Annotated in this window: 17 protein-coding genes; 7 read left to right on the plus strand and 10 right to left on the minus strand. The window is 71.3% G+C overall.

The genetic code is table 11. The annotated features are described in order from the left end of the window. The first annotated feature begins 301 nt into the window (after positions 1–301). Positions 302–1096, plus strand: a complete 795-nt coding sequence (locus GT030_RS28260; RefSeq protein WP_161203511.1) for a carbon-nitrogen family hydrolase — start codon at positions 302–304, stop codon at positions 1094–1096. A 17-nt stretch (positions 1097–1113) separates the two neighbouring features. On the opposite strand, the gene GT030_RS28265 is transcribed toward GT030_RS28260, so the two are convergent. After that, entirely contained in the window at positions 1114–1608 is a 495-nt protein-coding gene (locus tag GT030_RS28265) for an LURP-one-related family protein (RefSeq protein WP_161203512.1), read from the minus strand. 32 nt (positions 1609–1640) lie between these two features. Then, positions 1641–2630: a helix-turn-helix domain-containing protein gene (locus GT030_RS28270; RefSeq protein ID WP_161203513.1), complete on the minus strand. Its 990-nt coding sequence runs from the start codon at positions 2628–2630 to the stop codon at positions 1641–1643. Between the two features lie 51 nt (positions 2631–2681). Here GT030_RS28270 and GT030_RS28275 point away from each other — a divergent pair, with 51 nt between their 5' ends. Then, complete coding sequence (locus GT030_RS28275) at positions 2682–3077, plus strand: cupin domain-containing protein (protein ID WP_161203514.1); 396 nt, start codon at positions 2682–2684, stop codon at positions 3075–3077. Between the two features lie 31 nt (positions 3078–3108). Beyond that, positions 3109–4938: a thioredoxin-like domain-containing protein gene (locus GT030_RS28280; protein ID WP_161203515.1), complete on the plus strand. Its 1830-nt coding sequence runs from the start codon at positions 3109–3111 to the stop codon at positions 4936–4938. 1 nt (position 4939) lies between these two features. Here the strand turns inward: GT030_RS28280 and GT030_RS28285 are convergent, their stop codons facing one another. The 3 genes from GT030_RS28285 to GT030_RS28295 all read right to left on the minus strand — a co-directional run bounded on the left by GT030_RS28285 (position 4940) and on the right by GT030_RS28295 (position 8509). Beyond that, on the minus strand, positions 4940–5191 hold the full coding sequence (locus GT030_RS28285) for a DUF6458 family protein (protein ID WP_030805782.1): 252 nt from the start codon (positions 5189–5191) through the stop codon (positions 4940–4942). 94 nt (positions 5192–5285) lie between these two features. Beyond that, positions 5286–6596 carry a M18 family aminopeptidase gene (locus GT030_RS28290; protein WP_161203516.1) on the minus strand — a complete coding sequence of 437 codons (1311 nt, stop codon included), beginning with the start codon at positions 6594–6596 and terminating at the stop codon, positions 5286–5288. A gap of 86 nt (positions 6597–6682) precedes the next feature. Further along, positions 6683–8509 (minus strand): acyl-CoA dehydrogenase, encoded by a 1827-nt coding sequence (locus GT030_RS28295; protein ID WP_161203517.1) that lies wholly within the window; start codon positions 8507–8509, stop codon positions 6683–6685. Positions 8510–8678: 169 nt separating this feature from the next. On the opposite strand from GT030_RS28295, the gene GT030_RS28300 reads away from it, so the two are divergent. From GT030_RS28300 to GT030_RS28310, 3 genes are all read left to right on the plus strand, one after another. Then, complete coding sequence (locus GT030_RS28300) at positions 8679–9149, plus strand: SseB family protein (RefSeq protein WP_135787274.1); 471 nt, start codon at positions 8679–8681, stop codon at positions 9147–9149. A 112-nt stretch (positions 9150–9261) separates the two neighbouring features. Beyond that, positions 9262–10239, plus strand: coding sequence for a pirin family protein (locus GT030_RS28305; RefSeq protein ID WP_161203518.1), 978 nt, complete (start codon positions 9262–9264; stop codon positions 10237–10239). Between the two features lie 171 nt (positions 10240–10410). Then, positions 10411–11454 (plus strand): AI-2E family transporter, encoded by a 1044-nt coding sequence (locus GT030_RS28310; RefSeq protein ID WP_161203519.1) that lies wholly within the window; start codon positions 10411–10413, stop codon positions 11452–11454. Here GT030_RS28310 and GT030_RS28315 read toward each other — a convergent pair. Beyond that, entirely contained in the window at positions 11451–13673 is a 2223-nt protein-coding gene (locus tag GT030_RS28315; protein WP_161203520.1) for a SpoIIE family protein phosphatase, read from the minus strand. The two genes, GT030_RS28310 and GT030_RS28315, sit on opposite strands and share 4 nt — an antisense overlap. Before the next feature lie 175 nt (positions 13674–13848). Here GT030_RS28315 and aspS point away from each other — a divergent pair, with 175 nt between their 5' ends. Next, positions 13849–15612 carry an aspartate--tRNA ligase gene (gene aspS / locus GT030_RS28320; protein ID WP_161202435.1) on the plus strand — a complete coding sequence of 588 codons (1764 nt, stop codon included), beginning with the start codon at positions 13849–13851 and terminating at the stop codon, positions 15610–15612. A gap of 50 nt (positions 15613–15662) precedes the next feature. On the opposite strand, the gene GT030_RS28325 is transcribed toward aspS, so the two are convergent. From GT030_RS28325 to GT030_RS28335, 4 genes are all read right to left on the minus strand, one after another. Continuing rightward, positions 15663–16343: a nucleotidyl transferase AbiEii/AbiGii toxin family protein gene (locus GT030_RS28325; RefSeq protein ID WP_161202434.1), complete on the minus strand. Its 681-nt coding sequence runs from the start codon at positions 16341–16343 to the stop codon at positions 15663–15665. 31 nt (positions 16344–16374) lie between these two features. Further along, positions 16375–16512, minus strand: coding sequence for a hypothetical protein (locus GT030_RS35860; protein ID WP_202460373.1), 138 nt, complete (start codon positions 16510–16512; stop codon positions 16375–16377). A gap of 46 nt (positions 16513–16558) precedes the next feature. Then, complete coding sequence (gene metG, locus GT030_RS28330; RefSeq protein WP_161202433.1) at positions 16559–18274, minus strand: methionine--tRNA ligase; 1716 nt, start codon at positions 18272–18274, stop codon at positions 16559–16561. Between the two features lie 118 nt (positions 18275–18392). Beyond that, on the minus strand, positions 18393–20005 hold a 1613-nt coding region (locus tag GT030_RS28335), incomplete at its 5' end, for a VWA domain-containing protein (RefSeq protein ID WP_237522865.1).

Consider the following 20005-nt stretch of genomic DNA (forward strand, 5'->3'; position numbering starts at 1 on the left):
GTTCCACTCGGCCTCGGCCAGCGGGTTCACCAGCTCGGATATCGCGTCGATCGAGTGGTTCCAGGCGTCGGCGTAGGGCTGGAGGGTGGGATGCAGACTCACGGAACAGGACCCCTCGGCGGTCGGTACACGGGCAGAATCGGCGGCTGCACTGGGCGGGTGTCTGGAAACTCCCCCACGCTCTCGGCTTGCGCGAGGAGGGGGGACCCCCAAGTTACGCTGCTCCGATACCCCCCGGCAGTGCTTTCGTGTGACGATCGTAGGCCCGTGGGAACGACTCGAATGCCAGGACGGTGGTAGTGTGCGCGCCTCGCTGATCCAGATCCGTGTGGACGAGGGCGAATCCGTGGCCGAACGGCGTTCGCGCGCGGCGGACCTCGTACGCGCCGAGACCGGCGCGGACCTCGTGGTGCTGCCCGAGCTGTGGACCACCGGGGCGTTCGCCTACGACACCTTCGCCACCGAGGCCGAGCCGCTTCAGGGCCCCACTCATGAGGCGATGGCGGGCGCGGCCAAGGACGCGGGGGTGTGGCTGCACGCCGGGTCCATCCCGGAGCGGGACCCCGACGGCACCCTCTACAACACCGCGCTCGTCTTCTCCCCCTCCGGCGAACTCGCCGCCGCCTACCGGAAGATCCACCGCTTCGGCTTCGACCAGGGCGAGGCGGTGCTGATGGGCGCCGGACGCGAACCCGTCACCGTCCCCCTGCCCGGGACCACCGTCGGCCTCGCCACCTGCTACGACCTCCGCTTTCCCGAACTCTTCCGCACCCTCACCGACGCCGGGGCCGAGACCCTGGTCGTCTCCGCGGGCTGGCCCGAGCGCCGCCGCGCCCACTGGACGCTGCTGGCCCGGGCACGCGCGGTGGAGAACCAGGCGTACGTCCTCGCCTGCGGCACGGCCGGTACGCACGCCGGAGTTCCCCAGGCGGGTCACTCGATCGTGGTGGACCCGTGGGGCGAGGTGCTGGCCGAGGCGGGCCCGGACGAGGAGGTGCTCGGGGTGGAGTTCGACCCGGCGAAGGTCGCGGCGACCCGTGAGCAGTTCCCCGCGCTGAAGGATCGCGTCCTCGGCCTGGAACCGCCCCGCCGCTGAGCCTCGGCCGATGGGCCTCAGTCGTCCTCCCGCTCCTTCTCCGCCAGGTGGATCACGCACACCGCCACCGCGATGAGCAGCGCCGGGTCGGCGTCGTCCCGCACGACGTCGACCCCGTAGGTGTCGCGGACGGTGAGCCACCGGCGGGAGATCACCGCGAGGAGTTCGCCCTGGTACTCGACGGCGAACTCGCGGTCCAGGATCTTGCCGCTGATGTCGAGTTCGGTGCCGTCGACCAGGCCGACGCGGTAGTGGTTGCGCAGCAGGGAGAGCCGCTTGCGGCGGACGGTGGCGAGGTCCTCGCCGTCCCGCTGGATCACCATGGTGTCGCGCAGGGCGAACATCTTCTGGTGGATGTCGATCAGGACGTTGCCCGCGGTGTCCTTCAGCTCGAAGGTGTCCCGCAGCCGCATGGCCTTGCCGTCGACGAGGAAGACCTTGCGGCCGTTCTCGTCCTCGATCCAGTAGTCGTCGCCGATGCCCAGCAGCCGGTCGCGCACGAGGAGTCTCATGGGTGAAGCGCTTCCCCGGCGGCAGGCGTTCCTCACCGTCGGGCGGGTCCGAACCGCTTCCGGTAGCCGGAGGGGCTCAGTCCGGTCTCCCGCCGCAGCCGCGCCCGCAGGTTGGCCGCGGTGCCCAGTCCACTGCGGGCGGCGACCACGTCGAGCCTGGTCTCCCCACGCTCGATCAGCCGGCAGGCCAGCGCCACCCGTTCGCCGGTGAGCCAGGCCAGCGGGGTGGTGCCGAGGCGCTCGCGGAAGCGGCGGTGCAGGGTGGCGGGGGAGACGGCCGCGCGGGCGGCGAGGTCGGCCACGGTGAGCGGTTCGCCGAGCCGTTCCTGTGCCCAGGCCAGCAGCGGGCCGAGCGAGCCGTCGGGCACCTCGGGCAGCGGGCGCTCCACGAACTGCCGCTGCCCGCCGTCCCGGTGGGCGGCGAAGACCAGGCGCCGGGAGACCGCGTTGGCGATCTCGGCGCCGTGGTCCCGCTGCCACAGGTACAGCCCGAGGTCGAGCGCGGCCGCGCTGCCGGAGGCGGAGAGCACGTCGCCGTCGTCGACGAAGAGCACGTCCGGCTCCAGCAGCACCTTCGGGTGCAGCCGCCGGAAGGTGCCGGCCCAGCGCCAGTGGGTGGCGGCCCGCCGCCCGTCGAGCAGCCCGGCCTCGGCGAGCGCGAAGGCGCCGGTGCAGAAGCTCACGATCCGGGTGCCCCGCGCGTGCGCGCGCCGGATCGCGTCCCGTACGGGGGCCTCGCGCGGGACCACGTTGTCCGGGCGGCCGGGCACGATCAGGGTGTCCGCGCCGTCCACCGTGTCCAGCCCGGCCACGTCGGTCAGGGTGAAGAAGCCGTGGTTCATCCGCACCTCGCGGGTCGGCGCGCACACCGTGACCTCGTACAGCGGTGCGGCGAGGCCCAGTTCGGGGCGGGGCAGGCCGAACAGCTCGGTGGCGACACCGACCTCGAAGGGGTTGGTGCCGGCGTCCACCAGGACGGCGACCCGGTGGGTGCGCCGCGTCCGCGAGGATTCTTGCGCCATGTGCGATTCCTAGCACTCGTGGGGGGCGCCCGCACACCCCACGATGAGCACATGGCAACCGAACAGCCCCGCTTCCTCCCCGACGTCCTCGCTTCCTTCAGCGACCGCTGGAGCCCCCGCATCGTCGCGTCGGTCAACGACTACGACGTGCGCGTGGCCAAGGTCGAGGGTGAGCACCTCTGGCACGCGCACGACGACACCGACGAGTTCTTCCTCGTCCTGACCGGCGAGCTCCACATCGCGCTGCGCGAGCCGGCCGGCGAGCGCACGGTCGTCCTGCGTCAGGGCTCGGTCTTCACCGTCCCGCGCGGCACCGAGCACAAGCCGTACGCCCCGGTCCCCACCGAGATCCTGCTGCTCGAACCGACCGGCACCCTGAGTGTGGGCGACCGACACGAAGAGGTCCCGGACCATGTGGACGCCACCACCGGGCACACCCTGGACTGAGGGCCGCCCCTCCTGGTGGCACCCTTGAAGCATGAACGACTCCGCTTCTCGACGTGTCCGTGTCCGCGCTCCCGAGCTGGTCGGCAAGGGCGGCTGGCTGAACACCGGCGATCAGCAGTACACCCTGGCCGACCTGCGAGGACGCATCGTCATCCTCGACTTCTGGACGTTCTGCTGCATCAACTGCCTGCACGTCCTGGACGAGCTGCGGGAGCTGGAGGAGCGGCACCGGGACACCGTGGTCGTGGTCGGCGTGCACTCCCCGAAGTTCGTGCACGAGGCCGAGCACCAGGCGGTCGTGGACGCGGTCGAGCGGTACGGCGTGGAGCACCCCGTACTGGACGACCCGGAGCTGGCCACCTGGAAGCAGTACGCGGTACGCGCCTGGCCGACGCTGGTGGTGATCGACCCGGAGGGGTACGTGGTCGCCCAGCACGCCGGTGAGGGGCATGTGCACGCCATCGAACGGCTGGTGGCGGAGCTGGAGGCCGAGCACGAGGCCAAGGGCACCCTGCGCCGGGGCGACGGCCCCTACGTGGCGCCGGAGCCGGAGCCGACCGTGCTGCGCTTCCCCGGCAAGGCGCTGCTGCTGCCCTCGGGGAACTTCCTGGTCAGCGACACCACCCGGCACCAGCTGGTCGAGCTGGCCGAGGACGGCGAGAGCGTGGTGCGCCGGATCGGCACCGGTGGGCGCGGCTTCACGGACGGCTCCGCCGAGCAGGCGTCCTTCAACGAGCCGCAGGGTCTCGCGCTGCTGGACGACGGCTCCGTGGTCGTCGCCGACACCGTGAACCACGCCCTGCGCCGCCTGGACCTCGCCTCCGGCGCGGTCACCACCCTCGCCGGCACCGGCAGGCAGTGGATGCAGGGCGCCCCCGCCTCGGGACCGGCCCGCGAGGTCGCGCTGTCCTCACCGTGGGACGTGGCCCTCTTCGGCGGCCGGGTGTGGATCGCCATGGCGGGCGTGCACCAGCTCTGGACGTACGACCCGGCGGCGGAGACCGTCCAGGTCGCGGCCGGAACCACCAACGAGGGTCTGGTGGACGGGCCCGGCGCCGAGGCGTGGTTCGCGCAGCCCTCCGGGCTCGCGGCGGCCGGCGAGCGGCTGTGGCTCGCCGACTCCGAGACCTCCGCGCTGCGCTGGGTCGACCTGGACGGTGCCGTGCACACCGCCGTCGGCACCGGGCTGTTCGACTTCGGCCACCGGGACGGCGAGGCCGGGCAGGCCCTGCTCCAGCACCCGCTGGGCGTCACCGTGCTGCCGGACGGCTCGGTCGCCGTCGCCGACACCTACAACCACGCCCTGCGCCGCTACGACCCCGCCACCGGCCAGGTCACCACGCTCGCCACCGACCTGCGCGAGCCCAGCGACGCGGTGCTCGTCGGCGACGACATCGTGGTGGTCGAGTCCGCCCGCCACCGGCTGACCCGGCTGCGCCTGCCCGAGGAGGCGGTGCGCGTGGAGGCGGTCGCCCACCGCACGCAGCGCGCGGCCACCGAGGTGGCCCCCGGCCGGCTGCGGCTGGACGTGATCTTCCAGGCGCCCGCGGGCCAGAAACTGGACACCCGCTACGGCCCCTCGACCCGGCTGCTGGTCTCAGCGACCCCGCCCGAGCTGCTGCTCAAGGGCGAGGGCGCGGACAGCGACCTGAGCCGGGAGCTGGAGCTGGACCCGGCCGTCAGCGAGGGCGTGCTGCACGTCTCCGCGATGGCCGCCTCCTGCGACGACGACCCGGCGAACGAGTACCCGGCCTGCCATGTGCACCAGCAGGACTGGGGCGTCCCGGTGCGCCTCGTGGCGGGCGCGGCGGACCGGCTGCCGCTGGTGCTGGCCGGCCTCGACGCGGGCGACGGGCGCTGAGTCAGGCGCCGTAGCCGTCGGTGTAACCGTCGCGCGGCGTGTGGTGGTGCCGCTCCTCCTCCACGACCGGGGTGGGCGGCACGACCACGCGCCTGCGCCGGGCGATCCCGCTGAAGGTCACCAGGCCGATGAGGCCGGTGGCCATGAAGATCACCCCGACGAGGTCGAGGTTGACGCCGCTCATGTGCCAGTCGGTGGCAAATGTGAGGATCGCTCCCACGGCTATGAGGATGATGCATCCGCCGAGGCCCATGAGATCTTGCCTCCCCTAAGAGGTTCCGGAATCTCCGGTCCCGTTCGGCGGATACCCCCCATCCGGCCGGTTAGCCACCCGACCGGGTTGCCAACTACGCCTCCAGGAAGGCCGTCAGGGCCTCGGCGAGGAGGAACGGGTCGTTGGCGCCGCAGAGTTCACGCGCGCTGTGCATGGAGAGGATCGCGACGCCGATGTCCACCGTGCTGATGCCGTGGCGGGCGGCGGTGATGGGGCCGATGGTGGTGCCGCAGGGCATCGAGTTGTTCGAGACGAACGTCTGGAACGGCACCCCGGCCCGCTCGCACGCGGCGGCGAACACCGCGCGGCCCGAACCGTCCGTGGCGTAGCGGTTGTTGACGTTCACCTTGAGGATCGGGCCGCCGTTGATCCGCGGGTGGTGCGTGGGGTCGTGCCGCTCCGCGTAGTTGGGGTGCACGGCGTGCCCGGTGTCGGAGGAGAGGCAGACGGTGCCGGCGAAGGCACGCGCCCGGTCCTCGTAGGAGCCGCCGCGCGCGAACACCGAGCGCTCCAGCACGCTGCCGAGCAGCGGGCCGTCGGCGCCGGTGTCCGACTGCGAGCCGTTCTCCTCATGGTCGAAGGCGGCCAGTACGGGGATGTGAGTGAGCGTTTTTTCCGAGGTGGCGGCGGCGATCAGCGCGGCCGTACCGGCGTGCACGGAGAGCAGGTTGTCCATCCGGGGACCGGCGACCAGCTCGCGGTCCCGGCCGAGGTAGGCGGGCGCCTCGACCGGATAGGTCATCAGGTCCCAGCCCGCGACCGAACCGGGCTCCAGCCCGGCCTCCTCCTCCAGGAAGGCGATCAGGTCCCCCTCGCGGACGTCGTTGCCGAGACCCCAGACGGGCTGGAGGTGGCGCTGCTTGTCGAGCTTGAGGCCGTCCGTGGAGACCGAGCGGTCCAGGTGGATGGCGAGCTGCGGCACCCGCAGCAGCGGGCGGTCGATGTCCACCAGGACCGGGCTGCCGTCGCGCAGGGTGAGCCGGCCGGCGAGACCGAGGTCGCGGTCGAGCCAGGAGTTCATCAGCGGGCCGCCGTAGATCTCCACGGCGACCTGACGCCAGCCGTGCGCGCCGCTGTCCGGCTCGGGCTTGACCCGCAGGTTCGGGGAGTCGGTGTGCGCGCCGACGATCCGGAACGGGGTGTGGGGGGTGGCGCCCTCGGGGACGTACCAGGCGATGACGGCGCCGCCGCGCAGCACGTACCGCCCCCCGCTGCCCGTGCCCGCGGGGGTGTCCCACGCCTCGGTCTCGGTGACCTCGGTGAAGCCGGCGTTCTCCAGCCGTGCGGCGACGTTCGCCACGGCGTGGTACGGCGTCGGGCTCGCCGCCAGGAAGGCCATCAGGTCGTCGGTGTGGCCGCGGTCGAAACGGGACGGTGCGCTCATGGCGTTTACCTTAACGACGAGCGCGGGCCCGCTCTCCGGAAGGAGGAAGCGGGCCCGCGCGGGGTCTTCGGAAGGGAGGGCGCGGACTAGAACGCGGCCTCGTCCAGCTCCATCAGGTCCAGGTCGACACCGGAGGCGACCTTGCGCGCCAGGGTGACGCCGGGCAGGACGTTGGCCGCGAAGAACTTCGCCGCCGCGATCTTGCCGGTGTAGAACGCCTTGTCCTTCGCCGAGGCCGTCTGAAGCTTCTCGGCGGCGACCGCCGCACCGCGCAGCAGCAGGTAGCCGACGATCACGTCACCGGAGGCCAGCAGCAGGCGGGTGGTGTTGAGGCCGACCTTGTAGATGTTCTTGACGTCCTGCTCGGTGGCCGCGAGGTCGGTCAGCATCAGGCCGACGATCGCCTCCAGCTCGACGGCCGCCTTGGCCAGGTGCTCGCGGGCGCCCGCCAGCTCCTCGCCGCCGGTGGCCAGCGCCAGGAACTTCTTGATGTCCTCGGCCAGACCGTTCAGCGCGGCGCCCTGGTTGCGGACGATCTTCCGGAAGAAGAAGTCCTGGCCCTGGATCGCGGTGGTGCCCTCGTAGAGGGTGTCGATCTTGGCGTCGCGGATGTACTGCTCGATCGGGTACTCCTGGAGGAACCCGGAGCCGCCGAAGGTCTGGAGCGACTGCGCGAGCTGCTCGTAGCCCTTCTCGGAGCCGTAGCCCTTGACGATCGGCAGGAGCAGGTCGTTCAGCGCGTGCTCGGTGGAGGCGTCCTCACCGTTCGCCTCCTTGACCGCGATGGTGTCCTGGACGGACGCCGTGTGCAGCACGAGGGCGCGCATGCCCTCCGCGTACGCCTTCTGCGTCATCAGCGAGCGGCGCACGTCGGGGTGGTGGGTGATGGTGACCTTGGGCGCCTTCTTGTCCATGAAGTTCGCCAGGTCCGGGCCCTGGACGCGCTCCTTGGCGTACTCCAGCGCGTTGAGGTAGCCGGTCGACAGGGTCGAGATGGCCTTCGTGCCGACCATCATGCGGGCGAACTCGATGATGCGGAACATCTGGCGGATGCCGTCGTGCTTGTCGCCGATCAGCCAGCCCACGGCGGGGTGGCGGTCGCCGAACGTCATCTCGCAGGTGTTGGACGCCTTGAGGCCCATCTTGTGCTCGACGTTGGTGGCGTAGACGCCGTTGCGCTCGCCCAGTTCGCCGGTCTCGCCGTCGAAGTGGTACTTGGGCACCAGGAAGAGGGAGAGGCCCTTGGTGCCGGGGCCGGCACCCTCGGGGCGGGCGAGGACGTAGTGGAGGATGTTCTCCTCCATGTCGTGCTCACCGGAGGTGATGAAGCGCTTCACGCCCTCGATGTGCCAGGAGCCGTCCTCCTGCTGCACGGCCTTGGTGCGGCCGGCGCCCACGTCCGAACCGGCGTCCGGCTCGGTGAGGACCATGGTGGAGCCCCAGGTCTTCTCGACCGCGATCTTCGCCCACTGCTTCTGCTCCTCGGTGCCCTCCTCGAAGAGGATGCGCGCGAACGCGGGGCCGGAGGAGTACATCCAGACGGCCGGGTTGGCGCCGAGCACCAGCTCCGCGTACGCCCAGATCAGGGACGGCGGGGTGTTGGTGCCGCCGATCTCCTCGGGCAGGCCGAGCCGCCAGTACTCCGAGTCCATGAAGGCCTTGTAGCTCTTCTTGAAGGAGGCCGGGACCGGCGCGGTGTTGGTCTCGGGGTCGAAGACCGGGGGGTTGCGGTCGGCGTCCACGAAGGACTCCGCCAGCTCGTTCTCCGACAGACGGGTCAGCTCCGCGAGGACGGACTTGGCCGTGTCGGTGTCCATCTCCTCGAACGGGCCGGTGCCGTAGAGCTTCTCGCGGCCGAGGACTTCGAAGAGGTTGAACTCGATGTCGCGCAGGTTGGACTTGTAGTGCCCCATGGTGACTCCATCACGGACTCGGCGAGGCACTGACTCCTCGCGGCTGATCACGTACCAACAAGTGACTACGATGATGCTACCCGTCGGTAATAAGACGCAACCCCGGCGGGTGTGAGAAGGCTCTACCGCTCTCCTGACCCGGCCGCCGGGGCTCGGTACTCTTGCGCCCATGTACGGCTACGACCAGAACGTGGGCGCCCAGCAGCAGTACGTGCCGCCGCAGCAGCAGCCGGGTGGTGTCGGCGGGTACGGCCAGCAGCCGCCGCTCTACCCGGAGCCGTCCGCACCCTCGCTGGCGGACGCGGTGCGCGCCTTCACCACCGGGCAGATGCCCGCCGAGGACTTCCAGCAGGTCTTCGCCACGTCCAAGGTGTACTGCCCGCGCGGTGACACCCCCGGATTCCTCGCCCTGCACAACACCCAGCAGCCGGTGATCCCGATGTTCACCTCGCTGAAGGAGCTGCGCCGGTACGCGGGCAAGGAGTCCAAGTACTTCGTGATCACCGGCGCCGAGGTGATCGACCTGCTCCCCACCGGCTACGGCTTCGTGGTCGACATGGAGGGTGAGCACCGGATGGTGTTCGACGCCAAGGCGGTGGAGCAGATGGTGGACTTCGCCATGCGCCGGATGTACGGCTGACCCCTGTCCATCGGTGGAGAGGCCCGGAGGGAATGACCTCCGGGCCTCCTGTGTTGTGGCTGGCGAAAAGTTCAACGCTCAACTAAACTGGGTCCACAAGGAGGTACCGACCATGCCTGCAGTGACCGTCGAGAACCCGTTGACGCTGCCCCGTGTGACCGCGTCCGCCGACGCCGTGTCGCGTCCGGTGCTGACCGTGACGACCGCGCCGAGCGGCTTCGAGGGCGAGGGGTTCCCGGTGCGCCGCGCCTTCGCCGGGATCAACTACCGCCACCTCGACCCGTTCATCATGATGGACCAGATGGGTGAGGTGGAGTACGCGCCGGGCGAGCCCAAGGGCACCCCCTGGCACCCGCACCGCGGCTTCGAGACCGTCACCTACATCATCGACGGGATCTTCGACCACCAGGACTCCAACGGCGGTGGCGGCACCATCACCAACGGCGACACCCAGTGGATGACCGCCGGCTCGGGCCTGCTGCACATCGAGGCCCCGCCGGAGCACCTGGTCATGTCGGGTGGTCTCTTCCACGGGCTCCAGCTCTGGGTGAACCTCCCCGCCAAGGACAAGATGATGGCGCCGCGCTACCAGGACATCCGGGGCGGCAGCGTCCAGCTGCTCACCACCCCCGACGGCGGCGCGCTGCTGCGGGTCATCGCCGGGGAGCTGGACGGGCACGCGGGTCCCGGCATCACCCACACGCCGATCACCATGATCCACGCGACGGTGGCGCCGGGTGCCGAGATCACCCTGCCGTGGCGCGAGGACTTCAACGGCCTCGCCTACGTGCTCGCCGGGCGCGGCTCGGTGGGCGCGGAGCGCCGTCCGGTGCGCACCGGGCAGACCGCGGTCTTCGGCTCCGGGGGCTCGCTGACCGTCCGCGCGGACGAGAAGCAGGACTCCCACACCCCGGACCTCGAGGTCGTCCTCCTCGGCGGACAGCCCATCCGTGAGCCCATGGCCCACTACGGTCCGTTCGTCATGAACACCAAGGACCAGCTCATGCAGGCCTTCGAGGACTTCCAGAAGGGCCGCCTGGGGACGGTACCGGCGGTGCACGGCATGACGGAGAGCGGCCCGCGGGGCTGACACCGGTCCTGACCCGAGGCAGTGTCTCCCGCCCGCCACCCGACCCACCGGGTCGGGTGGCGGGCGGGCACAGGCCGGGAGCCCCCTGGGACAGCACGCCGGTACCGGTTCACTCACCCACCCGGCCCGCGCAGCAGGACAGCCGAGCCGATCCCGTGCTCCGCTGGAGGCGTGTCGCTTCTCCCCGTACCCGTGCGCCGGTTCGCCGCCTGGTGTGCCGTACTGCTGCTGGCCGCGGGGCTGGGCTGGGTGGGCATCCGCCTGTGCGGAGAGCTGCGCACCGCGGTCACCCCCGTACTGCTCGCCCTCCTGGGCACCGCCCTGCTGGGCCCCCTGTACCGCTGGCTGCTCAGGATGAAGCTGAACGCCAGCCTCGCCGCCGCCCTGACCTGCGTGGCCGTCGTGGCAGTCGTCGGCGGAGCGGTCTACATCGTGGTCGCCGCCCTCGTCGACACCGGGGACGAGATCGTGGCGTCCCTCCGCGAGGCGGCCAGGGCCGTCGCCCGGCACTTCGGCGCCGCCGGCACCGGCCTGGACGACCTGGCGGGCAACGCCCGCGAACTGCTGGGCAAGTTCGGCGGCACCGCCGTCTCCAACGTCATCAGCGGCGTCAGCGTCGTCGGCGAGACCATCGCCATCGCCGTCCTCGCCCTGCTCCTCGTCTTCTTCTTCCTGCGCGACTCCCACCGCGCCCTGCGCTCCCTGCGCGGCTTCGCCCCGGCGGGTACCGCAGACCTGGTGGAGGCCATGGCGCGCCGGGCCTTCGAGGCGGTCGAGGGGTTCATGCGCGGGACGACGATCATCGCGCTCATCGACGCCGTCTGCATCACCGTCGGTCTGCTCATCCTGCGCGTACCCGGCGCGGTGGGCCTCGGCGCGCTCGTCTTCGTCTCCGCCTACATCCCCTACCTCGGCGCCTTCCTCTCCGGCGCGGTCGCCGTCCTGGTCGCCCTCGCGGACCGGGGTTTCGTGATCGCGCTCTGGGCACTCGGGGTGGTGCTCGCGGTCCAGGTGCTGGAGGGGCACGTACTCCAGCCGGCCATCCAGAGCCGCACCGTGCAGATGCACCCGGCGGTGGTGATGCTGACGATCACCGCGGGCGCCTCCGTGGCGGGCATCCTCGGCATGCTCCTCGCCGTCCCCCTGACCGCGGCCGTCTTCGGCGTCGTCCAGGAACTCCGCGAGCGGTACGGCACCCCGCACGAGCAGCCCTAGACCGCGCCGTCCGCCCCGTCCGCCCCGTCCGCCCCGTCCGCCCCGTCCGGGTCGCCGTCCTCGGGACGCTCGTACAGCTCGAACCAGATGCTCTTGCCCTCGCCGCGCGGCTCGACCCCCCAGGCGTCGGCGAGCATCTCGATCAGCATCAGGTCGCGCCCGGACGAGGCCAGTTCGCCGGGGCGGCGCTTGTGCGGGAGGTCGTCGCCGCCGTCGGTGACCTGGACGCGCAGCCGGCGCTGGTCGTGCTCGCCGAAGATCTCCGCGAGCAGCAGCGCGTCGTCGTCGGTGTGCACCAGCACGTTGGTGATCATTTCCGAGACCAGCAGCACCGCCGCGTCCACCTGCTCGGCCGGGATCCAGTCGTGCAGCAGCTCACGCAAGTGCTGGCGGGCCTCCGCGATCCGCTCCGGCTCGTCCTGCGCCACCGACAACAGCGTGCTGCGCACCCGGGTCCGGGTAGTGGCCGCCGGGCCGCTGAGCCCCCAGCTCTCCCCGGAGCGGAACAGCAGCAGCACCGCGATGTCGTCCTCGCGGCGGTCGGTCAGCGGGCCGGTGGTGTGGTGGGAGGAGGGCCCGTGCACCCCTTGCACCAGCGCGTCCGCGAGCCCCTCCAGACCGCTCTCGCGCTCCGACTCCGTGGCGCCGTACCGCTCCAGGATGGCCCGGATGCGCCGCCAGCCGCTCTCCATGTCGTGGCCGCCGGTCTCGATGAGGCCGTCGGTGCACAGCATCATCGTCTCGCCGGGCTCCAGCGTGAACCGGGTCGTCGGATAGTCCCCGTCCGGGTCGACGCCCAGCGGCAGGCCGCCCGCGGTCGGCCTGAGCACCACCGTGCCGTCGGGCAGGCGGATCACCGGCTCGGGGTGCCCGGCGCGGGCCACCTCCAGGCGTCCGGTCGCCGGGTCGGCCTCCGCGTACAGGCAGGTGGCGAAGCGCAGGTCGGTCATGTGCTCGTCGTGGGTGATGCCGTGCAGGAAGCGGGAGGCACGGGAGAGCACCGCGTCCGGGCGGTGCCCCTCGGCCGCGTACGCCCGCAGCGCGATCCGGAGCTGGCCCATCAGGCCCGCCGCCCGTACGTCGTGCCCCTGCACGTCCCCGATGACCAGCGCGAACCTGCCGCCCTGGGCGGTGGTCGGGGAGACCCCGCCGGGCAGCGGGATCATGTCGTACCAGTCGCCGCCCACCTGGAGGCCGCCGCCGGTCGGGATGTAGCGCGCGGCCACGCCCATGCCGGGGATCTCCGGGAGCAGCGAGGGCATCATCGACCGCTGGAGCCCCTCGGACAGCTCCCGCTGGGTCTCCGCGTCGCTCGCCCGCGTCAGCGCCTGGGCCAGCATCCGGGCGACCGTGGTCAGCACCGCCCGCTCGTCCGGGGTGAATGCCACCCGTTCGCTGAACGCCGCCATCCACACGCCCCGCGTCCGCCCGCCCAGTGTCAGCGGCAGGAACGCCCACGAGCAGCGCCCGAACCGCTCGGCCAGCGGCCAGGTGGTCGGATAGCGGTCCCGGTAGTCGCCGGGCGTGGACAGATAGACCGCCTGGCCGGTGCGCACCACCTCGGCGGCCGGATAGTCCGTGGTCAGGGGCATCTCGCTGAAGGGGCCGCTGTCGGTGGGGAGGTAGCCGTGCTGGCCGATGATCGTCAGCCGGTCGCCCTCCACGGCGAACACCGCGAGCCCGTCCGGGGTGAAGCCCGGCATGGACAGCGTGGCCGCGACCCGCAGCACCTCCGCCGTCGACCGCGCCTCGGCCAGCGCCCGGCCCGCGTCCAGCAGGAACGCCTCGCGGGAGCGCCGCCAGTCCCCGGTGATCGCGCTGCGCGCCGAGGACGTGCCCGGCGCCGGCTCGATGACCTCCTGAAGGGTGCCGACCAGCTCGTACGCCCGCCGTTCCCGGTCGTAGGCCGGCTTGGACCGGCTGCGCACGACCCGGACGGTACGGCCCTCCGCGTCCACCACCCGGATGCGCACCTCGGCGAGCGTGCCGCGGGCCACGGCGAGCGGGATGACGCCGGTGATCTCGTGCCAGTCGGAGGGGTGCATCCGGGCACGGGCCTGGTTCTCGGTGAGGGTGGTGGGGCGGGCCGGCAGGCCCAGCAGCCGCGCCGCCTCCGCGTCCACGGTGACCATTTCCGTGGCCGTGTCCCACTGCCAGAGCCCCGTGGCGAGGGAGACGAGGACATCCCCCAGGGACGGCAGTGGCTCACCTGTGCGCATTGCCCCACTTTAAGAAGGTCGTCCCCACTACTGCCACCCTGGTTCGGCCAGTGGTAATGGTGGGGAGGCGATCATGGGGTGCCCGGTACGCTTGATGGGTCCGGGCCCCGTGCCCGTTCTGGCCGGGGAGAGCACAGCCCGGCGAAGAACCCCCAACGAAGGACGATGAACGACGATGCATCGGTACAGGTCCCACACCTGCGGCCAGCTCCGCGCCTCCGACGTCGGTACCGACGTCCGGCTGAGTGGCTGGCTGCACAATCGGCGCGACCTGGGCGGCATCCTCTTCATCGATCTGCGTGACCACTACGGCATCACGCAGCTCGTGGCCCGCCCCGGTACCCCCGCGTACGAGGCGCTGGACTCCATCACCAAGGAGTCCACGGTCCGCGTCGACGGCCGCGTTGTTTCACGTGGAACCGAGAACGTGAACCCCGAGCTGCCCACCGGCGAGATCGAGGTCGAGGTCGCGGAGGTCGAGCTGCTGGGCGCCGCCGCCCCGCTGCCCTTCACGATCAACGCCGAGGACGGGGTCAACGAGGAGCGGCGCCTGGAGTACCGCTTCCTGGACCTGCGCCGCGAGCGCATGCACCGCAACATCATGCTGCGCACGGCGGTCATCTCCGCCATGCGTCAGAAGATGTCCGCGATGGGCTTCAACGAGATGGCCACGCCGATCCTCTCCGCCACCTCCCCCGAGGGCGCCCGCGACTACGTCGTGCCCTCGCGCGTCCACGCGGGCCGGTTCTACGCCCTGCCCCAGGCGCCGCAGCAGTTCAAGCAGCTCCTGATGATCTCCGGCTTCGACCGGTACTTCCAGATCGCGCCCTGCTTCCGTGACGAGGACGCGCGTGCCGACCGCTCGCCGGGTGAGTTCTACCAGCTCGACGTCGAGATGAGCTTCGTCGAGCAGGAGGACGTCTTCCAGCCGATCGAGAAGCTCATGACCGAGCTGTTCGAGGAGTTCGGCGGCGGCCGCCACGTCACCTCGCCCTTCCCGCGCATCCCGTTCCGCGAGGCGATGCTCAAGTACGGCTCCGACAAGCCGGACCTGCGCGCCAAGCTGGAGCTCGTGGACATCACCGACGTCTTCGAGGGCTCGGCGTTCAAGGCGTTCGCCGGCAAGCACGTGCGGGCCCTGCCGGTGCCGGACGTCGCGGGCCAGAGCCGCAAGTTCTTCGACGGCCTCGGCGAGTTCGCCGTCTCGCAGGGCGCTCAGGGCCTGGCCTGGGTGCGCGTCGGCGAGGACGGCTCGCTGACCGGCCCGATCGCCAAGTTCCTCACCGAGGACAATGTCGCCGAGCTGACCAAGCGCCTGTCGCTGGCCCCCGGCCACGCGGTGTTCTTCGGCGCGGGCGAGTTCGACGAGGTCTCCAAGATCATGGGCGCGGTGCGCGTCGAGGCGGCCAAGCGCGCGGACCAGTTCGAGGACGGCGTCTTCCGTTTCTGCTGGATCGTCGACTTCCCGATGTACGAGCGGGACGAGGAGACGGGGAAGATCGACTTCTCCCACAACCCGTTCTCCATGCCGCAGGGCGGCCTGGAGGCCCTGGAGACCCAGGACCCGCTGGACATCCTGGGCTGGCAGTACGACATCGTCTGCAACGGTGTGGAGCTCTCCTCCGGCGCCATCCGGAACCATGAGCCGGACATCATGCTCAAGGCGTTCGAGATCGCGGGCTACGACCGGGACACGGTCGAGGACAAGTTCGCCGGCATGCTCCGCGCATTCCGCTTCGGCGCCCCGCCGCACGGTGGCATCGCCCCCGGTGTGGACCGCATCGTCATGCTCCTCGCCGACGAGCCGAACATCCGCGAGACCATCGCCTTCCCGCTCAACGGCAACGCCCAGGACCTCATGATGGGCGCCCCGACCGAGCTGGACGAGTCCCGCCTGCGCGAGCTGCACCTGAGCATCAGGAAGCCGCAGCCGAAGTAGTAAGCGGTGCGTGTGAGACGGCCCGGCCCCTCTGGGGAGCCGGGCCGTCTCTATTCCTCGTCCTCGTCCGGAGAGGTGCCGTCCTCCAGCAGCCGTTCCGCGATGTCGTCGGACCAGTGCTGGGCCCAGGTGCGCAGGGGGCCGACCTCTTCACGGGGAAGGCCGTAACGGAGGAACTCGAAGTCGGCGTAGAAGTCGGTGCCGGTGAGGCGGGACTGGAGGGTGGGGAGGTCGAAGGCGTCGTAGGCGTGCCTGCGGCCCAACTGCTCCAGCTCGGGCAGCGAGTAGTGCTCGGCGGCGGCGCGGGCGTCGATCAGGTCCACGGCGGCTCCCCGGTCGTACAGCGCCCGGACCTTCGTACCGACGGCGTCCGCGAGCGAGAGGGCGGGTCCGTACGGGGTCAGCTCGGGCGGCTGCCAGAAGGCTTCCTTGTGCAGCGCGAGGTCGACGTCCTCCCCGCTCCGCGGATCACCGACGACGAGCTGGCCGGTGAGCACCCCGACGGCCCCGACCCGCACGCCCCGCCCCCGAGCCTCGAGCGCGGCCGCGAGCCCGCGGACGACCCCCTCCATCGCCTCGCCGCCCTCGGTGGCGAAGTCGAGATTCCCGTGCCCCCGGCCCACCACCCCGTGCGCCTCCAGCGCATACCCCCCGGCCAGCACCAGCCCGTACGGGCTCCCCGCACTGACGACGTCGGCCAAGAGGCGCTCATGGGATTCGATGATGGTCACGGCACCCGTACTCTGCCAGACCCGACCCAGGTCAGACCGACTCCGGTGCCTCCGGGGTGTCGGTGAGGAGATCCTCGGCCCGTTCGACAGTCCCGGCACGGTCGAGCCGTTCGCCGACGCGGGCCAGGCCGGTGCAGGGGGTGATCTGCTCGCGGACACGCCGAGGCATGCGACGGCGCCGACCCCGAGGGGCCGGCGCCGTCGTGGGAGGGGTGTCAGGCTTCCGTGCCGCCGAAGCGCTCCTTGTACGTCTCCAGGTCCTCGTCCGTCAGCTTGGCGAACAGGACCGGGGGGACGGTGAAGGGGATGCCGGGGGCGAGTGTCGTCAGGGACTTGGCCTCGGCCTCGGTGATCCAGGCGGCCGTGTCGTCCGGGAGGTCGAAGGCCGCGCGCATCGCCGCAGAGGACGCCGGGATGAAGGGCTCGGAGACCACCGCGTAGAGGTGGATCAGGTTCATCGCGGTGCGCAGGGTGAGGGCCGCCGCGTCCTTGTCGGTCTTGATCTCCAGCCAGGGGGCCTTCTCCTCCAGGTAGGAGTTGCCGGCCGACCACAGGGCGCGCAGGGCGGAGGCCGCCTTGCGGAACTGGAGCGCCTCCATCTGGTTCTCGTACTCCGCGAGCAGCCCGGCGATCTCCTCGCCCAGGCGGGTCTCCGCCTCGCCGGGCTCGCCGCCCGCCGGGACCTCGTCGCCGAAGCGCTTGCGGGAGAAGGACAGGACGCGGTTGACGAAGTTGCCCAGCGTGTCCGCCAGGTCCTTGTTCACCGTGGCGGTGAAGTGCTCCCAGGTGAAGGACGAGTCGTCCGACTCGGGGGCGTTGGCGATCAGGAAGTAGCGCCAGTAGTCCGCGGGCAGGATGTCCAGGGCCTGGTCGGTGAAGACGCCGCGCTTCTGCGAGGTGGAGAACTTGCCGCCGTAGTACGTCAGCCAGTTGAACGCCTTGACGTAGTCGACCTTCTTCCACGGTTCGCGCACGCCCAGCTCGGTCGCCGGGAACATCACCGTGTGGAACGGGACGTTGTCCTTCGCCATGAACTGCGTGTAGCGGACGGTGTCGTCCGCGTCGTACCACCAGGACTTCCAGTCGCGGTTCTCCGCGTCCTGGTCCGCCCACTCCTTGGTCGCGCCGATGTACTCGATCGGGGCGTCGAACCAGACGTAGAAGACCTTGCCCTCGGCGGCCAGCTCCGGCCAGGTGTCGGCCGGGACGGGCACGCCCCAGTCCAGGTCACGGGTGATCGCACGGTCGTGCAGGCCCTCGGTCAGCCACTTGCGGGCGATCGAGGAGGCCAGCTGCGGCCAGTCCTGCTCGTGCCGGGCCACCCACTCCTCGACCTCGTGCTGGAGCTTGGACTGCAGCAGGAAGAGGTGCTTGGTCTCGCGGACCTCCAGGTCCGTGGAGCCGGAGATCGCGCTGCGCGGCTCGATCAGGTCGGTCGGGTCCAGCACCCGGGTGCAGTTCTCGCACTGGTCGCCGCGGGCCTTGTCGTAGCCGCAGTGCGGGCAGGTGCCCTCCACGTAGCGGTCCGGCAGGAAGCGGCCGTCGGCCGGGGAGTAGACCTGGCGGATCGCCCGCTCCTCGATGAAGCCGTTCTCGTTCAGCTTCCGGGCGAAGTGCTGGGTGATGTCGCGGTTCTCGGCGGAGGAGCTGCGGCCGAAGTAGTCGAACGCCAGTGCGAAGCCGTCGTACACCGCCTTCTGCGCGTCGTGCGCCTGGGCGCAGAACTCGTCCACCGGCAGGCCCCGCTCCTTCGCAGCCAGCTCGGCGGGGGTGCCGTGCTCGTCGGTCGCGCAGATGTACAGGACGTCGTGGCCGCGCTGGCGGAGGTACCGGGAGTACACGTCCGCCGGGAGCATGGACCCCACCATGTTGCCCAGGTGCTTGATCCCGTTGATGTACGGAAGGGCGCTGGTGATGAGGTGTCGAGCCATCGGGGGCTGCTCCCAGGTCGCTACGGGTACGAACCTTGAAATCGTAGCCGACGTGTGTATGCCGCCCGCCTCCCGTTTTACGGGGTGGGACGCGGGCGGCATCGGGGTGCTGCGGGGGTTACGGGCGCCAGGCGGCGAGTACGCCCTCGTACAGCTCGGTGTCCGTGAGCTCGCGGGGGGTGGGGCCCGCGTGGAAGAAGGACGTGTTTCCGGTCTTCAGCTTGCGGAGGTAGTCGAACGCCTTGTTGTCCAGCTCACCGAAGGCGACGAACGAGAAGAAGACCTTGGGGTGGGTCTTCGCGGCGTTCGTGAGGGCCTGGGTGGCGGGGGTCTTGGCGTCGGGGGCGCCGTCCGTCTGGAACACGACGAGGACGTCGTCCTCAGGAGCGTTGTGCTTGTCGTGGTGGGCCAGTACGGCTTCCACGGCGGCGTGGTAGCTGGTGCGGCCCATGCGGCCGAGTTCCGCGTGCGTCTCGTCGATCCTGGTGGCGTGGTCCTCGGTGAGGGTGAGGTCGGTGGTGCCGTCGACCTCGGTGGAGAAGAAGACCACGTGGACGGTCGGGTCCTTGTCCAGGTGGGCCGCGAGGGCGAGGGTCTGGTCGGCGAGGGCCTGGGCTGAGCCGTCCTTGTAGTACGGGCGCATGCTCGCGGAGCGGTCCAGTACGAGGTAGAGCTTCGCTGTCGTGCCGGTGAGGCCGGTGGTGGCGAGGGTGGCTGCCGCGGCGGTGTGGGCGGTGGTGAGGGAGGGAGTCTGGGCGAGCGTCTCGGCCCCGGCCGTGTCCCCACCCGCACCACTCGTGCGGGCTGCGTTGTCGCCTGCGGGTGCGGCCTGCGGGGGCGCGGGAGCGTCGGCGGCCTCGGGGGCGGGGGTGGCCTCCGGCTCGGCGTCGGCTTCCGGGGTGGGGGTGGACGCCTTCTCGGCCTTCGCCTCCGGCTCCGGCTCGGCAGTGGCCTTCGCGTCGGCGTCCGGCCCGGCCTTCGCCTCGGCCTCGGCGGTGGCCTTCGCCCTGGGCTTGGCCTTCGGCTTCGGCGCGGGGGTGGTCTCCGGCTTGGCGTCGGCTTCCGGGGTGGTTGTGGACTCCGGGTCGGCCTTGGCCTCGGCCTTGGCGGGAGCCGCCGCCTCCGGCTCGGCCTTGGCCTCCGGCTCGGGGGTGGTCTTCGCGTCGGCCTTCGGCTCGGACTCGGGGGCGGTCTCCGCCTCGGGCTCGGCAGCGGCCTTCGCGTCGGCGTCCGGCTCGGGCTTCGCCTTCGCCGCAGGGGTGGGCTGCGGCTCGGCTTCGGGGTCCGCCTTCGGGGCCGGGGTGGGCTCGGGGTCGGCGTCGGTCTTCGCCGCCGGGGTGGAGGTGCTCTTCGGGGCGGGGGCCGTGTCCTGGTCGGCGTCGGCCTTGGGGGGCACGGCGCCTTCCGGGGCCGGCTCCGCGAAGGTGCCGGTGGGCGGTTCCGTGGACTGCTCCGGGATGGCCGGCTGGTCGTGCTCCGCCTCTGCCTCGGGGAGGGGCTCGGTGCGCTGCTGGGGGACCACTACCTCCGGGTCCGCGTCGATGATGGCCGGCTCCATCAGCAGGGGCTCGATCTCCGGCGCCTTCTCCTCCGGAGTTTCGGCCGTCCCGGCCGGCCCGGCGTCGGGCTCCGGGGTGACCGGGGCATCCGCCGCGGGCGCGGTCTCCGCCTTCGGTGACTCTGCCGGGGCGGGGGCCTCCGGTGCGGCGGCAGCTTCCGCCTCCGCCGACT

It is taken from the genome of Streptomyces sp. SID1328 (assembly GCF_009865595.1).
GTDB classification, from domain to species: domain Bacteria; phylum Actinomycetota; class Actinomycetes; order Streptomycetales; family Streptomycetaceae; genus Streptomyces; species Streptomyces griseoluteus.

Excerpts from the sequence above, each read along its gene's own strand:
- GT030_RS28295 (WP_161203517.1), bottom strand. The coding sequence starts at position 8,509 with ATGGGGCACTACAAGTCCAACCTGCGCGACATCGAGTTCAACCTCTTC.
- GT030_RS28315 (WP_161203520.1), bottom strand. The coding sequence starts at position 13,673 with ATGCGCACAGGTGAGCCACTGCCGTCCCTGGGGGATGTCCTCGTCTCC.
- GT030_RS28265 (WP_161203512.1), bottom strand. The coding sequence starts at position 1,608 with ATGAGACTCCTCGTGCGCGACCGGCTGCTGGGCATCGGCGACGACTAC.
- GT030_RS28305 (WP_161203518.1), top strand. The coding sequence starts at position 9,262 with ATGCCTGCAGTGACCGTCGAGAACCCGTTGACGCTGCCCCGTGTGACC.
- aspS (WP_161202435.1), top strand. The coding sequence starts at position 13,849 with ATGCATCGGTACAGGTCCCACACCTGCGGCCAGCTCCGCGCCTCCGAC.
- GT030_RS28290 (WP_161203516.1), bottom strand. The coding sequence starts at position 6,596 with ATGAGCGCACCGTCCCGTTTCGACCGCGGCCACACCGACGACCTGATG.
- GT030_RS35860 (WP_202460373.1), bottom strand. The coding sequence starts at position 16,512 with ATGCCTCGGCGTGTCCGCGAGCAGATCACCCCCTGCACCGGCCTGGCC.
- GT030_RS28280 (WP_161203515.1), top strand. The coding sequence starts at position 3,109 with ATGAACGACTCCGCTTCTCGACGTGTCCGTGTCCGCGCTCCCGAGCTG.
- GT030_RS28285 (WP_030805782.1), bottom strand. The coding sequence starts at position 5,191 with ATGGGCCTCGGCGGATGCATCATCCTCATAGCCGTGGGAGCGATCCTC.
- GT030_RS28300 (WP_135787274.1), top strand. The coding sequence starts at position 8,679 with ATGTACGGCTACGACCAGAACGTGGGCGCCCAGCAGCAGTACGTGCCG.
- metG (WP_161202433.1), bottom strand. The coding sequence starts at position 18,274 with ATGGCTCGACACCTCATCACCAGCGCCCTTCCGTACATCAACGGGATC.
- GT030_RS28270 (WP_161203513.1), bottom strand. The coding sequence starts at position 2,630 with ATGGCGCAAGAATCCTCGCGGACGCGGCGCACCCACCGGGTCGCCGTC.
- GT030_RS28275 (WP_161203514.1), top strand. The coding sequence starts at position 2,682 with ATGGCAACCGAACAGCCCCGCTTCCTCCCCGACGTCCTCGCTTCCTTC.